The following is a 14,590-nucleotide window of genomic DNA, read 5'->3' on the forward strand; positions in this document are numbered from 1 at the left end:
CATGACCCAGGACCAGTCCAACGCGATGTGGGGCGGGCGCTTCGCCGCCGGGCCGGACGCGATCATGGAGGCGATAAACGCCTCGATCTCGTTCGACAAGCGGCTTGCCGCCCAGGACATCGCCGGTTCGCGTGCCCATGCCGCCATGCTGGCGGCGACGGGCATCCTAAGCGATACGGATTCCCGGGCGATCCGGGAAGGGCTGCTCACGGTCTTGTCAGAGATCGAGGGGGGGCGCTTCGCGTTTTCCACCGCGCTGGAAGACATCCACATGAATGTCGAGGCGCGGCTGAAGGAGGTGATCGGCGAACCGGCGGGCCGCCTGCACACGGCGCGGTCGCGCAACGACCAGGTGGCGACCGATTTTCGGCTCTGGGTGCGCGACCAGATCGACGCCGCGGTGGCGGGGCTCCGGGCGCTGATCGCCGCACTTCTGGCGCAGGCCGAGGCCGGCGCCGACTGGGTGATGCCGGGCTTCACCCATCTGCAGACCGCGCAGCCGGTGACCTGGGGCCATCACATGATGGCCTATGTCGAGATGTTCGCCCGCGACATGGGCCGGTTTGCCGACGCGCGCGTGCGGATGAACGAATGTCCCCTGGGTGCCGCGGCGCTGGCCGGCACCTCCTTTCCCATCGACCGGCACATGACCGCCGAGGCGCTGGGCTTCGACCGGCCGATGGCCAACAGCCTTGACGCCGTGTCCGACCGGGATTTCGCGCTGGAATTCCTGGGCGCGGCCTCGATCTGCGCGATGCACCTGTCGCGTTTCGCCGAGGAGCTGGTGATCTGGTCCTCGGCGCAGTTCCGGTTCGTCACGCTTTCCGACCGGTTCTCGACCGGCTCCTCGATCATGCCGCAGAAGAAGAACCCCGACGCGGCAGAACTGATCCGGGCCAAGATCGGGCGGATCATGGGGGCGAACGTCGCGCTGATGATGGTGATGAAGGGCCTGCCGCTCGCCTATTCCAAGGACATGCAGGAGGACAAGGAACAGGTTTTCGATGCCGCCGACAACCTGATGCTGGCGCTTGCCGCTATGGAGGGGATGGTGCGTGACATGACCGCGAACCGCCCGGCGCTGGCGGCGGCGGCGGCCAGCGGGTTTTCCACCGCGACCGATCTGGCCGACTGGCTGGTGCGGGCGCTGGGCCTGCCCTTCCGCGAGGCGCATCATGTCACCGGCACGCTGGTCGCGCTGGCCGAGCGCAAGGGCTGCGACCTGCCCGACCTGACGCTGGCCGACATGCGATCTGTGCATCCGGGCATCCGCGACGAGGTGTTCGGCGTGTTGGGGGTGCACAATTCGGTTGCCAGCCGTGTAAGCTATGGCGGAACCGCGCCTGACCAGGTGCGGGCGCAGGTCGCGCGCTGGAAGGAGAGGCTGGGATGAGACGGGCCGCCGCCCTGCTGCTGATGGCGCTCGCGGGCTGCGCCGCGCCCTCTGGGCAGGTGGCCGTCACGCCCGATGGAGAGGCGACTGGCGCGCTCAGCACGGGCCCCGTCACGGTCGCGGGCGGGCCGGGGGGCGCGGCGGCCTCGGTCAGGGTGGTGGACACCGCCCATACCGATCTGATTGTCGGCACGGATGGCGCGGCCGTCGCCGTGCGCCCCGGCGGGTTGCCGGTGCGGCTGGGTTTGGGCACTGGAGGGATCAGCCTTGGGTTCTAGACTGACATTGGCCGGGGCATGCGCCGCGGCGCTGATGCTGGCGGGCTGCGGCGTCGATGGCCCGCCCGAACGGCCGGCAAGCGGTGTGACGGTCAGCGGCACCGCTGAATTCGGTGTGACGGGAGGAAGCCGATGACGCCCCTGAGGATGATCTTTCTGGCGCTCGCGATCTGGGGCGCCATCCACCCGATGTATCATTTCCTGAGCTGGTATTTCGCCAACGACATGGATTTCATGGGCATGATCGACGCCTGGTACGTCAATGACAGCACCACGGGCCTGGTCTGGGATCTGACGATCACCGCCATCGCGCTGACGGTCTGGATCCTGGCCGACAGTTTCAAGCGCCGCGACTGGCTGGGCCCTGTGGCGATCCTGGCGATCGGCATCGGCGTGTCCTGCGCGCTGCCGCTCTACCTTTTCCTGCGCTCGCGCCCCGGCAAGGCCGGGCCCGCCTGATCCACCCGGAGCCCCGATGGACCATTTCCTCTACCGCGACGGCGTCCTGCACGCCGAGGACGTCCCCCTGCCCGAGATCGCGGCGCAGGTGGGCACGCCGTTCTATTGTTATTCCGTCGCCACGCTGACCCGCCACTACCGCCTGTTCGACGAGGCGCTGGCTGGCACCGATCACCTGATCTGCTACGCGATGAAGGCCAATTCCAACCTCGCGGTCGTCAAGCTGATGGGCGATCTGGGCGCCGGCGTCGATGTCGTGTCGGGCGGCGAATACCTCAAGGCGCGCGCCGCCGGCATCCCGGGCGAGTGGATCGTGTTCTCGGGCGTCGGCAAGACGCGGGACGAGATGCGGCTGGCGCTCGCAGGCGGCATCCGCCAGTTCAACGTCGAATCCGAACCCGAGATGGCGGCGCTGAACGAGGTGGCGCTGGCGATGGGCGTCGTCGCGCCGATCACCGTGCGGGTGAACCCGGACGTGGACGCCCAGACCCACGAGAAGATCGCCACCGGCAAGTCCGAGAACAAGTTCGGCATCCCGATTGCCAAGGCCCGCGCGGTCTATGCCCATGCCGCCACCCTGCCGGGGCTGCGCGTCGTCGGCATCGACGTGCATATCGGCAGCCAGCTGACCTCGCTGGAACCGTTCGAGGCGGCCTATACCAAGGTGGCGGACCTGACCCGCGCCCTGCGGGCCGACGGGCACCGGATCGACCGGCTCGACCTCGGCGGCGGGCTCGGCATCCCCTATGAACGCTCGAACGCGGCACCGCCGCTGCCGCTGGAATACGGGCAGATGATCAGGCGGGTGCTGGGCGATCTCGGTTGCGAGATCGAGATCGAGCCGGGCCGCCTGATCGCGGGCAATGCCGGCATCCTCGTCTCGCGCGTGATCTACCTCAAGGAGGGCGAGGGGCGGAATTTCCTGATCCTGGATGCCGCGATGAACGACCTTGTGCGCCCCGCGATGTATGCCGCGCATCACGACATCGTGCCCCTGATCGAGCCCGCGCCGGGTGTGGAACAAGCGCCCTTCGACGTCGTGGGCCCCGTTTGCGAAAGCGGCGACACCTTCGCGAAAAGCCGGATGCTGCCCCCGCTGGCCGAGGGCGATCTGGTCGCCTTCCGCTCGGCCGGGGCCTATGGTGCGGTGATGGCGTCGGAATACAACACCCGCCCCCTTGTGCCCGAGGTTCTGGTCAAGGGCGATCACGTCGCCGTCATTCGCGCCCGGCCATCCTTTGACGAGATGATAAACCGCGATACCATCCCTTTGTGGCTCTGACCGGCATGTCCGCCGGTCCGCCACGGGATGGGAGCATGACCGACCGGACCGAGAGCCCGAAGGCAGCCCTTCACGCATTGCGCTGGCCCCTGCGTCTGACGCGGGCGGGCATGCTGGCCGAGCGGCTGACCCGGGCTTTCTGGCCGCTTGCAAGCGTGCTGCTGATCGTGGCCGCGCTGCTGGCCTTCGGCGTTCACGAGATGGCGCCGCGGGGCTGGGTGCTGGGCGGGCTCGGCCTGTCCGCGGCCGCCGCGCTGGTTGCACTGGTGCTTGGTATCCGCGCGTTCCGCTGGCCCCGTGCCACCGAGGCGCTGGACCGGCTCGATCGCACCCTGCCGGGCAGGCCGATCGCAGCACTTGGGGACATCCAGGCGATCGGCGCAGGCGATGCCGCGTCAGAGGCTGTCTGGCGCGTCCATGTCGCTCGCATGGCCGACCGCGCCCGGGCGGCGAAGGCCGTGAAACCCGATCTGCGGGTCGCCGCGCGCGACCCCTACGCGCTGCGCTACGTGGCGCTGACGGCCTTTACCCTGGCCTTGATCTTCGGCTCGGTCTGGCGCGCGGCGACGGTGGGGGACGTGACCGCCAGCGGCGGATCGGCGCTTGCGGCGGGGCCCGCATGGGAGGGCTGGGTCGAGCCCCCCGCCTATACGGCCAAGCCCAGCCTCTACCTGAACGACATCGACGCAGGCCCCCTGACCGTACCCCATGGCAGCCGCCTGACGCTGCGCCTGTATGGCGAGGTCGGCGCGCTTGAGTTGCGCGAGACGGTTTCGGGCCGGCCGATTGCGGACACTGCCCCCGCAGGCGCCGATGCCATGGCGCAAAGCTTCGAGGTGGTCCGCCCCGGCGAACTTGCCATCGAGGGGCCGGGCGGTCGCAACTGGCAGATCGTGCTGACGCCGGACAGCCCCCCCGAGATCGCGCCTGACGGCCCGCTTGCGGTCGAGGCGAACGGGCAGATGAGCCAGCCATTTTCGGCCGAGGACGATTATGGCGTTGTCGGGGGCCGGGCGACCATCACGCTGGACGCCGGGGCGGTCGAACGGCGCCACGGCCTGGCCCCCGAGCCCGACCCGCGCGAGGCCCTGGTGCTCGACCTGCCGATGTCGATCACCGGCGACCGGCGTGCGTTCTCGGAAACGCTGATCGAGAACCTTTCGCAGCACCCATGGGCCGGGCTGCCGGTCCGGATGGTGCTGACCGCCGAGGATGCGCTGGGCCAGCAGGGCGAAAGCGCGCCCGAGGCGATGATCCTGCCCGGCCGGCGTTTTTTCGATCCGCTGGCGCGGGCGGTGATCGAACAGCGGCGTGACCTGCTGTGGGCCCGCGAGAACGGCGCCCGGGTGGCGCGGCTGCTGCGTGCGGTCAGCTTCCGCCCCGACGAGGTCTTCCGCGACGAGGGCGCCTATCTGCAACTGCGCGTCGCGATCCGCAGGCTCGAGGCCGGAGTCGAGGCCGGGCTGACGTCCGAAGCCCAGAACGAGGTCGCCGAGGCGCTGTGGAACATCGCCGTCCTGATCGAGGAGGGAGACCTGTCGGATGCCGCCGAACGGCTGCGCCGCGCGCAGGAGCGGCTGGCCGAGGCGATGAAGAACGGCGCCACCAACGAGGAAATCGCCGAGTTGATGCAGGAACTGCGCGAGGCGATGCAGGATTACATGCGCCAGCTTGCCCAGCAGCAGGGCGAGCAGGGCCAGGAACAGGCGCAGAACCAGCAGGACATGCAGGAGATCACCGGCGACCAGCTTCAGCAGATGCTCGACCGTCTGCAGCAGTTGATGGAAGAGGGCCGCATGGAAGAGGCGCAGCAACTGCTCGAAATGCTGCGCCAGATGATGGAGAACATGCAGATCACCCAAGGCCAGGGTGGCCAGCAATCGCCCGGCCAGCAGGCGATGGAAGGCCTCGCCGAGACGCTGCGCGAGCAGCAGGGCCTGAGCGACGATGCGTTCCGCGACCTTCAGGAGCAGTTCAACCCCGGCCAACAGGGCCAACAGGGCCAGCAAGGTCAACAGGGCCAGCAGCAAGGTCAGGGCCAAGGCCAGGGCCAGGGTCAAGGCGAGGGCCAGCAGCCCGGCGCCGGGGGCCGCGAGGGCGACCTGGGACAGGACCTCGCCGACCGCCAGCGCGCGCTCCGCCGTGAGCTTGACCGCCAGCAGCAGGGGCTACCGGGGCTTGGCAATTCGCCCGAGGGCGAGGCGGCGCGCGAGGCGCTGGACCGGGCCGGCCGCGCCATGGGCGAGGCCGAGCAGGCGCTGCGGGGCGACGACCTTGCCGGTGCGCTGGACAGCCAGGCCGAGGCCATGGAAGCCCTCAGGGAAGGCATGCGCAATCTCGGAAAGGCGCTGGCCCAGAACCAGCAGCAGCCGGGACAGCAGGGCGAGGGCATGGGTCAGGCCCAGGCCGGCGGCGACAGGCGTGATCCGCTGGGCCGCGACCAGGGCGCGATGGGCCGGGTCGGCACCGATGACGAGATGCTGCGGGGCGAAGACGTCTACGGGCGGGCCCGCGAATTGCTGGACGAGATACGCCGCCGGTCGGGCGAACAGGAACGGCCCGAGATCGAACTGGACTACCTGCGGCGGTTGCTCGACCGGTTCTGATCGGGCCTAGCCGTCGCCTTGCAGCGCCCGCGCCACGCCGTCGACCGCCTGCGAAACGGCCGTATTGATCCACACCCGCGCCGCGTCGATCGCGCCCACATAGGCGGTCATCGGGCCGTCAAGGGCCGGATCGAGCCCGGCGATGGTGGGGGCAAGCAGGTAGGCCGCCAGCGCGAGCACCGCGGCCAGAACCACAAGGCCGAACCCCTTGCGAAAGGCGCTGCGCTCTTCGGCCTTCTGGTCCTCGGCGGTCACGATGCTGTCGGCACCGCGGTCGGAACTGGCCTTCAGGGTAGAGTTGATCTCTTCGATATCGGGCAGCAGGTCGCGGCGCGGCTCTGCGGATGGGGCAGGCGCGGCCACGGGCCTTGCGGGGCCGGGCTCGGGCGTGGGGGCAGGGCGCTCGGCCGGGGCGTTGTCGAGGCCAAGGTCGGGCTGGCTGGAAAAGGTCTCGATCGCGGCCTCTTCCTGGCGTGCGCGCTGCTCGCGTTCGGCCTCCTCCTTCAGGATGCTCAGGACCGATGCATCCAGCGTGCGGCGCGGACCGGCGGCGGAGGCCGCCTCAGGCGCTGGCGCTTCGTCCTCCTCCGGCTCGGCCTTCGTGTCGCTGCCCGGCGCGGCGGCGGTTTCCTCGTGCCAGCCGACATCCTCGGGCTCGATGGCCGGGGCGTCCGCACCGGCCGCCTCCGTCCCGGTCGCCGCCGGTGCGCCTGAACCCGCCGGCAACTGGAACCAGGTCTGTCCGCAGTTCGAGCACTGGACGTCGCGCCCCTCGTCGGGGATGACTGCATCGTCCACCTCGTACTGGGCCTCGCAGTTCGGGCAAATCAATCGCATTCCGCATCCTGCCTCGACCCGTTTCCGGGCACGGGCCCTGCTTGTCATTTTGCGGCATGTTGTATCAGCCCCGGCGAAAATTCAAAGGCTTTGACAGCGCATGCGATTGAAACCGGGGCGGGCCTCGGGCAGAAGGAAAGCCGGTTGACCTGTGGAGCGGCCCTGTGATCGAGCTGGAAGACGTGTCCCACAGCTATGGCGGAGCCGAGCTTCTGTCCGGTATCTCCTTGCGCCTGCAACCGGGCTCATTCCACTTCCTGACCGGGCCCTCGGGCGCGGGCAAGACCACGCTGCTCAAGCTGTGCTATGCCGAACTCAGGCCCAGCCGCGGCCGGGTGCGCCTTTTTGGCGCAGAGCTTGGCCGGATGGACCGCGATGCGGTGGCCCGCACACGGCGGCGGATCGGCGTGGTGCATCAGGATTGCCAGTTCCTGGATCATCTGCCCCTGGCCGAGAATGTCAGCCTGCCCTTGCTGGCCGCCGGGCGGGATGTCGCGGCTGAGTCCGAGAACCTGCGCGAGTTGCTGGCCTGGGTCGGGCTCGAGGCGCAGACTGCCTCGCTGCCGCCGCAACTGTCGGGGGGCGAACGCCAGCGCGCGGCGCTTGCCCGGGCGGTCATCATGTCGCCCGACGTGATCCTGGCCGACGAGCCCACCGGAAACGTCGACTGGGAGATGTCGCTCCGCATCCTGCAACTGCTGATCGAACTGAACCGCATGGGCAAGGCGATCCTGGTGGCGACGCACGACCTGAACCTGATCCGCACGGCCAAGGCCCATGTCGCGGCGCGGGTGCTGCGGATCAAGGCGCGACAGGTGCTTCTGGCGGGGGCGGATCTGTGAGGCGGCTTGCCCTCCTGGCCGCGGTGCTGGCGGGTGATCCGCGCGCCGGCCGGGTGGTGCCGCCCTCGGGCTTCACCGCGCGGCTGACGCAGTTCAGCGCGGCGGCGATGGCGTTTCTTGCGGTTTTCGCGCTGGCGCTGTCGCTGGCGGCCGGGCGTCTTGCCGATCACTGGGGCGAGGCGCTGGCGCGGACCGCGACGGTGCGGATCTCGGCGCCCGAAGGCCAGATGGCCGCCCAGACCGATGCGGTGCTCGAAGTGCTGCGCACAACGCCCGGCGTGGCCACCGCCAGGACGATCCCCGAGGACGAACAGCGCGCCCTGCTGGAGCCCTGGTTCGGCCCGGGCCTGCCCCTGGATACCCTGCCGCTGCCCCGACTTGTCGAGGTCACCGAAACCGTCGAGGGCATGGATGCCGAGGCGCTGCGCCTGCGCCTGCAGGGCGAGGCGCCGGGCGCGGTGCTGGACGACCACACGCGCTGGCGCCGCCCGCTGGTCGAGGCGGCCGGGCGGCTGCGCCTGCTGGGCTGGCTGTCGATCGGGCTGATCGGGGCGGCGATGGCGGCGATGATCGCGCTGTCGGCCAGTTCCGCGCTTGCCGCCAATGCAAGGGTGATCGAGGTGCTGCGCCTTGTCGGTGCCCGCGACGCCTTCATCGCGCGCGCCTTCGTGCGCCGGTTCACCCGCCGCGCGCTGGAGGGGGCCATTCTCGGCACCGCGCTGGGGATCGCCGCGGTTGCGCTGTTGCCGCGGTCGGGCGCCGGGTCGGGCATCCTCGCCGGGCTTGGTTTCCGCGGGCTCGACTGGCTCTTGCCGCTTTGCCTTCCGCCCATCGCCGCCGCCGTGGCCTTCGCCGCCACGCGCCTGACGGCGATGCGCGTCCTCAGGGGAATCACGTAGGATGCGAAACGCCGTCCAATACCTGCGCTCGCTGGTTTTCGTCGGGCAGATGTACCTGGCGATGCCGGTCATCGGCCTGCTCTACATGGCGCCTGCCCTGGTTTCGCGCGCCTGGGCATTCCGCGCCGTGAACCACTACTGCCGCTGGGTCCGCTGGACCGCGGGCTGGATGGTGGGGCTCCGCTCCGAGGTGCGCGGTGTGCCGCCCACGGGCGAGGTGCTGATCGCCGCCAAGCACCAGTCCTTCTTCGATATCATCCTTCTGGTCAGCGCGGTGCCGCGGCCGCGCTTCATCATGAAGAAGTCGCTGAGAAGGGCGCCGATCCTCGGCTGGTATGCGATGCGGATCGGCTGCGTGCCGGTGGACCGGGGCAAGCGCGGGCAGGCCATCGCGGCGATGGTCGACGGCGTGGCGAATGGACGGAAAGAGCCCGGCCAGCTCATCATCTATCCCCAGGGGACGCGCGTCGCGCCGGGGGTCAAGCGGCCCTTCAAGGTGGGGGCGGGGATCCTCTACGAACAGTTCGCCCACGACTGCATTCCCGCCGCGACCAATGTGGGCGTGTTCTGGCCGCGCACCGGCATCTATCGCAAGCCGGGCCTTGCCGTGGTCGAATTCCTGCCCAGGATCGCGGCGGGCAAGCCCGTGCCGGCCTTCATGCAGGAACTGGAGCGGGTCGTCGAGGACGCCTCGAACCGGCTGATGCAAGAGGCGGGATTCCGGCCCGAGGGCTGAGAGGAACCCCGGCGGCGCGGATCCGGCGGGCGGCGCGCCTTGCCGCCCGCAGGGTCACTCTGCGGCGGTCGCGTGGGCCGGCATCGCGTGCAGGGTCGGCCGCAGCTTGCGCACCGTGCGCGGCGTGTCGGCGGTGCTGACCCGGCGCGGTTGGACCGTGATCTCCAGCGCATCTTCGTAAAGCGGCGCGGCGCGTTCGGCCGCGGCCATCCGGTCAAGCCGGCTTTCCCGGGCGCGGCGGAACACCAGCACGCGCCGATCCGCCAGCCGCGCAAAGGGCCAGCGCCCGACCCGGCAGGGCAGGGTCTCGGCCCCGGCGAAATCCCAGCCCGCGGCCCCCATCTCGTTCATGATGTCGGTCAGCGCCGAGGAAAATACCTCGTCCTTGCGCCCCTGTCCGACCCGGCGGACAGCGGTCGGCGCCGGAAGAACCGTGAACTCGTAATGCAGCATCTTTGAAAACCCCCAATACCCGGCGCCATAAGGGCCTGAAAGGGGCACGCTCGGCAAGGCGCCATGTGGCGCCTTGCGGGCAAAACTGTGTCCACAAAATGGCAACGCCCGGAGCGGCGGGGCGGGCCCGGCTCAGGCGGCCAGCCCGCGGGATCCCATGTCGAGGAATTTCCGCCGCCGCTCGGTGATCAGCGCCGCGCGGTCCTTGCCCGTCGTTTCCTTCAGCATGACGCGAAGGTTCCGGCCGACCGCCTCGATGGTCTGGTCACGGCCGCGCTGGGCGCCGCCCATCGGTTCGGCGATGATCCGGTCGATCACGCCCAGCTTCAGCAGGTCCTGCGCGGTCAGCCGCAGCGCCTCGGCCGCCTCGCGCATCTTCTCGGCATCTTTCCACAGGATCGAGGCGCAGCCCTCGGGCGAGATCACCGAATAGACCGAATGTTCCAGCATCGCGACCCGGTTCGCCGTTGCGAACGCCACCGCCCCGCCCGAACCGCCCTCGCCGATGATGACGGACAGCAGCGGCACACCGATCTGGAGGCATTTCTCGGTCGCCCGCGCGATCGCCTCGGCCTGTCCGCGTTCCTCGGCGCCCTTGCCGGGATAGGCGCCGGGGGTGTCGACCAGCGTGATGACCGGCAGGCCGAAGCGGTCGGCCATGTCCATCAGCCGCACCGCCTTGCGATAGCCCTCGGGGCGGGCCATGCCGAAATTGCGTTCCAGCCGCGTCTTGGTGTCGAACCCCTTTTCGTGGCCGATCACCACCACCGGCTGATCGTCGAGGCGCGCCAGCCCGCCCATCACGGCATTGTCCTCGGCAAAGTTCCGGTCGCCCGCCAGCGGCGTGTATTCCGTGAACAGCGCCTCGATATAGTCCTTGCAGTGGGGCCGGTCCGGGTGCCGGGCGACCTGGCATTTCCGCCAGGGCGTCAGGCTCTTGTAAAGCTCCTGCAGCATCGTCGCGGCCTTGCGGTCGAGCGCGGTGGCCTCCTGTTCGATATCCATCTCGGGATTGGCCCGGGCCATTGCCCGAAGTTCCTCGGCCTTGCCCTCGATCTCGGCCAGCGGCTTTTCGAATTCGAGATAGTTCATCCCCGGCTCCTTGCTGCTGGGCGCGTATATGACGCCCGGCTGCGCGATTTGCAACGGCGCCGGGAGGGGGCAGGCCTGTCTCCGCCGCCGCAGGCCCCGGCGCATTGGCCGGGGCGCATCGGGCGCGGCGCGGGGCTACGCCTGGCCCAGCCGGTAGCCCGGGGTCGAGGCCGAGATCGCGCGTTCGTCTTCGTCCATGTCCTCGGGCACGTTCTCGAAGAGCGGCGTCGAGAGATAGCGTTCCCCCGTGTCGGGCAGCATGCACAGGATCACCGCGCCGGGGGCGGCCTTCTCGGCGACCTGCACGGCCACCGCAAAGCTCGACCCGCCAGAGATGCCGGTCAGGATGCCTTCATTGCGCGCAAGCTCCTGTGCCCACCTTATGCCGTCCGGCCCGGCCACGGGGATCAGTTCGTCGTAGAACCCCTTGTCCAGCGCTTCCTGCAGCACCAGCGGGATGAAATCCGGCGTCCAGCCCTGGATCGGGTGCGGCTCGAAGGCCGGATGGCTTTCGTCGGGTTCGCCGTCTGCGTTGCGCTTCTGCGCGTGCCCCGAGGCGACGAGCCGGGCGTTGGCGGGCTCGCTCAGGATGATCTTCGTTTCGGGCCGCTCCTTGCGCAGCACCCGCCCGATCCCCGTGACCGTGCCCCCGGTGCCATAGCCGGTGACCACGTAATCCAGCCGCTGCCCCGCGAAATCGCCAAGAATTTCCCGGGCGGTCGTCGATTCATGGATGTCGGCATTCGCCCCTGTCTCGAACTGGTGGGCCAGGAACCAGCCATTCGCCGCGGCCAGTTCCTGGGCCTTCTTCACCATCCCCATCGCCTTGTCGGCACGCGGCGTCAGCACCACCCGGGCGCCCAGCATCCGCATCAGCTTGCGCCGTTCCACCGAAAAGCTTTCGGCCATGGTGATGACCAGCGGATAGCCCTTGGCCGCGCAGACCATGGCCAGCCCGATCCCGGTATTGCCCGAGGTCGCCTCGACCACCGTCTGGCCGGGTTTCAGCGCGCCCGAGCGTTCCGCCGCCTCGATGATGTTGACCGCGAGGCGGTCCTTGACCGAGGCAGCCGGGTTGAAGGCCTCGGCCTTGACGTAGATCGTCACATGATCGGGCCCCAGATTGTTGATCCGGATCGCCGGCGTGTCCCCGATCGTGTCGAGCACGCTGTCGAACAGGCGCCCGCGGCCTGCGGTCGTGCGGATGCTGCCCTGATCGGCCATGATCGTCTCCCTTTCCCTGTCGGGCCGCTGCGGCCCCCTCGCATATCGCGCGCGACCATAGCAGATCGGGCGGCGAGCGCACGGGGGCGGCGGTCATCGCCCGCGACTTAGGGACGGTATCCGGCCCGGGTTCGGTCCTGGCGAAAGAACGTCCCCGGGCAAGGGGCGGAACGAAAACGGGGCCCGCAGGGGCCCCGTTGCGAAGATCGTCGGTTTCCCCGCCGGTTACTGCGCGGCGATCATCTCGGCCTGCTTCACGATCACCTCGGCCTGCTTGATCGAGGCGATGTCGACCAGCCGGCCCTTGTAGACCGTCGCGCCCTGGCCCTCGGCCTTGGCTTTTTCCATGGCGGCCAGGATCTCGCGCGCCTCGGTCACCGCGGCCTCGGACGGCGTGAACACCTCGTTGGCCAGCGCCACCTGTTTCGGGTGGATCGCCCATTTGCCCACCATGCCCAGAGTGGCCGAGCGCCGCGCCTGCGCATAGAACCCCTCGTCATCCGAGAAGTCGCCGAACGGCCCGTCGACGGGCAGCACGCCATGGGTGCGGCAGGCGGCGACGATCGCGGCCTGCGCCCAGTGCCACGGGTCCGCCCAGTATTTCTGCCCCTCGCGGTGCATGTAGTAGTTTTCCTGCGTCCCCCCGATACCGGTGGTCTGCATCCCCATCGAGGCGGCGAAATCGGCAGCCCCCAGGGACATTGCCTGAAGCCGGGGCGAGGCGGCGGCGATCTCCTCGACATGGGAAATCCCGGCGGCCGATTCGATGATGACCTCGAACCCGATGGGTTTCGTGCGCCCCATCGCACGCTCGACCGAGGTCACCAGCGCGTCGACCGCGTAGATGTCGGCGGCGCAGCCCACCTTGGGGATCATGATCAGGTCCAGCCGCTCGGACCCGTGCTCCAGCAGGTCCACCACGTCGCGGTACCAGTAGCCCGAATCAAGCCCGTTGATCCGCACGCTGAGGGTCTTCTTGCCCCAGTCCACGCTGCCGATCGCCTCGATCACGTTCTTGCGCGCCTGCGGTTTGTCGTCGGGCGCCACGGAATCCTCGAGGTCGAGGTTGATCACATCCGCCGCGCTTGCAGCCATCTTCTCGAAGATCTGCGGGCGCGAGCCCGGGCCGAAGAGCTGGCAGCGGTTGGGGCGGGCGACAGGCGTGGGCTGGATGCGAAAGCTCATGGGTCGGGTCTCCCTGAAAGGATGTGTCCGTTGGATCACGTCCGGGGATAGAATCTTGCGCCGTGCTGGGCAAGCGATTTCGCCGCAGCGCAGCAAGGGAAATCACGACTCTCCGGTCTGCGGGCCATTCGCGCCGGATATGTCGTGCATATGGCCCTGAGGGCGTGGAATCTTCGATCATTTCGAGATTTCCTCGAATTATCTTCACACGCGGCCGGCCTTCGATGGCCGGAACGGCAGGACATCCCCGCGGCCGATGCTAGGCTCTGCCCAGCCAAAGACCGGAGTCCCGCGATGATCGAAACCCCCTACCTTCTTTTCCTCGGCGATGCGCCCGACCCCCTTGCCGCCAAGGTCGCCCAGGGCATCAAGGACTGGCGCCCCGAGAACGCCCTTGCCCAGTTCCGCATGGAGGGCTGCAAGGCCGACCTGCGCCTGCCCGACATGACGCTGGAAGAGGCGAAGGCGGCGGGCGCCAGGACGCTGGTGATCGGGGTGGCCAACCGGGGCGGCGTCATCAGCCCCGCGTGGAAGAAGGTGCTGGTGGCGGCGCTGGAAGAGGGCTTCGACCTCGCCTCGGGCCTGCACAACCTGCTGCGCGACGAGCCCGACCTGGTGGCCGTCGCCGAGGCCTGCGGGCGGGCCCTGCACGACGTGCGGGTTCCGGAAGTCGACTATCCCATCGCGGATGGCAGGCGCCGCACCGGCAAGCGCTGCCTCGCGGTCGGCACCGATTGTTCCGTCGGCAAGATGTATACCGCGCTGGCGATGGACCGCGAGATGCAGGCGCGCGGGCTCAAGGCCACCTTCCGCGCCACCGGCCAGACCGGGATCCTGATCACCGGCGACGGCGTGCCGCTGGACGCGGTGGTGGCCGATTTCATGGCCGGCGCGGTCGAATGGCTGACGCCGGACAACGACCCCGACCACTGGGATCTGATCGAGGGGCAGGGCAGCCTGTTCCATGTCTCGTTTTCCGGCGTGACCATGGCGCTGATCCATGGTGGCCAGCCCGACGCGCTGATCCTCAGCCACGAACCGACCCGGCCCCATATGCGCGGGCTGCCCGATTACGGCTTGCCCACGCTGGAGGAGTTGCGCGATCTGTCGCTGACGGTGGCGCGCATCGCGAACCCCGATGTGCAGGTGGTCGGCATCTCGATCAACACCGCCGCGATGGGCGAGGACGAGGCGATGGCCTGCCTCGCCGGGATCGAGGCGCGGATGGGCCTGCCCACCGTCGATCCATTCCGGCAGGGCGCGGGGCGTCTGGTGGATGCGCTGGCGGCGCTGTAGGCTGGCCC

The 14,590-nt window shown here is 69.3% G+C and carries 14 protein-coding genes; 9 read left to right on the forward strand and 5 right to left on the reverse strand.

Features of this window, described 5'->3' with window-relative positions; translation table 11 throughout:
- Position 1: 1 nt before the first annotated feature.
- From argH to EV655_RS09780, 5 genes are all read left to right on the forward strand, one after another.
- The gene (gene argH / locus EV655_RS09760) at positions 2-1,393 is read left to right on the forward strand and encodes an argininosuccinate lyase (protein ID WP_132544283.1); all 1,392 of its coding nucleotides are present in this window, start codon (positions 2-4) and stop codon (positions 1,391-1,393) included.
- Positions 1,390-1,671: a hypothetical protein gene (locus EV655_RS09765; protein WP_132544285.1), complete on the forward strand. Its 282-nt coding sequence runs from the start codon at positions 1,390-1,392 to the stop codon at positions 1,669-1,671. Before argH ends, EV655_RS09765 begins: the two co-directional genes overlap by 4 nt.
- Before the next feature lie 132 nt (positions 1,672-1,803).
- The gene (locus tag EV655_RS09770) at positions 1,804-2,130 is read left to right on the forward strand and encodes a DUF2834 domain-containing protein (protein WP_132544287.1); all 327 of its coding nucleotides are present in this window, start codon (positions 1,804-1,806) and stop codon (positions 2,128-2,130) included.
- Positions 2,131-2,146: 16 nt separating this feature from the next.
- Positions 2,147-3,412, forward strand: coding sequence for a diaminopimelate decarboxylase (gene lysA / locus EV655_RS09775; RefSeq protein ID WP_132544289.1), 1,266 nt, complete (start codon positions 2,147-2,149; stop codon positions 3,410-3,412).
- A gap of 35 nt (positions 3,413-3,447) precedes the next feature.
- Positions 3,448-6,018, forward strand: coding sequence for a TIGR02302 family protein (locus EV655_RS09780; RefSeq protein ID WP_132544291.1), 2,571 nt, complete (start codon positions 3,448-3,450; stop codon positions 6,016-6,018).
- Positions 6,019-6,024: 6 nt separating this feature from the next.
- Here the strand turns inward: EV655_RS09780 and EV655_RS09785 are convergent, their stop codons facing one another.
- Positions 6,025-6,855 (reverse strand): zinc-ribbon domain-containing protein, encoded by an 831-nt coding sequence (locus EV655_RS09785; RefSeq protein WP_132544293.1) that lies wholly within the window; start codon positions 6,853-6,855, stop codon positions 6,025-6,027.
- Between the two features lie 164 nt (positions 6,856-7,019).
- Here EV655_RS09785 and EV655_RS09790 point away from each other — a divergent pair, with 164 nt between their 5' ends.
- The 3 genes from EV655_RS09790 to EV655_RS09800 are packed head-to-tail and all read left to right on the forward strand — an operon-like array spanning position 7,020 to position 9,332.
- A complete protein-coding gene (locus EV655_RS09790; RefSeq protein ID WP_132544295.1) occupies positions 7,020-7,697 on the forward strand; it encodes a cell division ATP-binding protein FtsE in 678 nt (225 codons plus the stop codon).
- The gene (locus EV655_RS09795) at positions 7,694-8,596 is read left to right on the forward strand and encodes a cell division protein FtsX (RefSeq protein ID WP_132544297.1); all 903 of its coding nucleotides are present in this window, start codon (positions 7,694-7,696) and stop codon (positions 8,594-8,596) included. The genes EV655_RS09790 and EV655_RS09795 overlap by 4 nt, the downstream gene beginning before the upstream one ends.
- 1 nt (position 8,597) lies before the next feature.
- The gene (locus EV655_RS09800; protein WP_132544299.1) at positions 8,598-9,332 is read left to right on the forward strand and encodes a lysophospholipid acyltransferase family protein; all 735 of its coding nucleotides are present in this window, start codon (positions 8,598-8,600) and stop codon (positions 9,330-9,332) included.
- Between the two features lie 54 nt (positions 9,333-9,386).
- Here EV655_RS09800 and EV655_RS09805 read toward each other — a convergent pair whose 3' ends face one another.
- From EV655_RS09805 to EV655_RS09820, 4 genes are all read right to left on the reverse strand, one after another.
- Complete coding sequence (locus EV655_RS09805) at positions 9,387-9,785, reverse strand: hypothetical protein (protein ID WP_132544300.1); 399 nt, start codon at positions 9,783-9,785, stop codon at positions 9,387-9,389.
- Positions 9,786-9,917: 132 nt separating this feature from the next.
- On the reverse strand, positions 9,918-10,877 hold the full coding sequence (locus tag EV655_RS09810) for an acetyl-CoA carboxylase carboxyltransferase subunit alpha (RefSeq protein ID WP_132544302.1): 960 nt from the start codon (positions 10,875-10,877) through the stop codon (positions 9,918-9,920).
- A 135-nt stretch (positions 10,878-11,012) separates the two neighbouring features.
- A complete protein-coding gene (cysK, locus tag EV655_RS09815; protein WP_132544304.1) occupies positions 11,013-12,101 on the reverse strand; it encodes a cysteine synthase A in 1,089 nt (362 codons plus the stop codon).
- 225 nt (positions 12,102-12,326) lie between these two features.
- Positions 12,327-13,286, reverse strand: a complete 960-nt coding sequence (locus EV655_RS09820) for an L-malyl-CoA/beta-methylmalyl-CoA lyase (protein ID WP_132544306.1) — start codon at positions 13,284-13,286, stop codon at positions 12,327-12,329.
- Between the two features lie 294 nt (positions 13,287-13,580).
- On the opposite strand from EV655_RS09820, the gene dgcN reads away from it, so the two are divergent.
- Positions 13,581-14,582 carry an N-acetyltransferase DgcN gene (gene dgcN, locus EV655_RS09825; RefSeq protein WP_132544308.1) on the forward strand — a complete coding sequence of 334 codons (1,002 nt, stop codon included), beginning with the start codon at positions 13,581-13,583 and terminating at the stop codon, positions 14,580-14,582.
- The last annotated feature ends 8 nt before the right edge of the window (positions 14,583-14,590 follow it).

Origin of the sequence: Rhodovulum euryhalinum, from assembly GCF_004342445.1 — a bacterium.
GTDB lineage: Bacteria > Pseudomonadota > Alphaproteobacteria > Rhodobacterales > Rhodobacteraceae > Rhodovulum > Rhodovulum euryhalinum.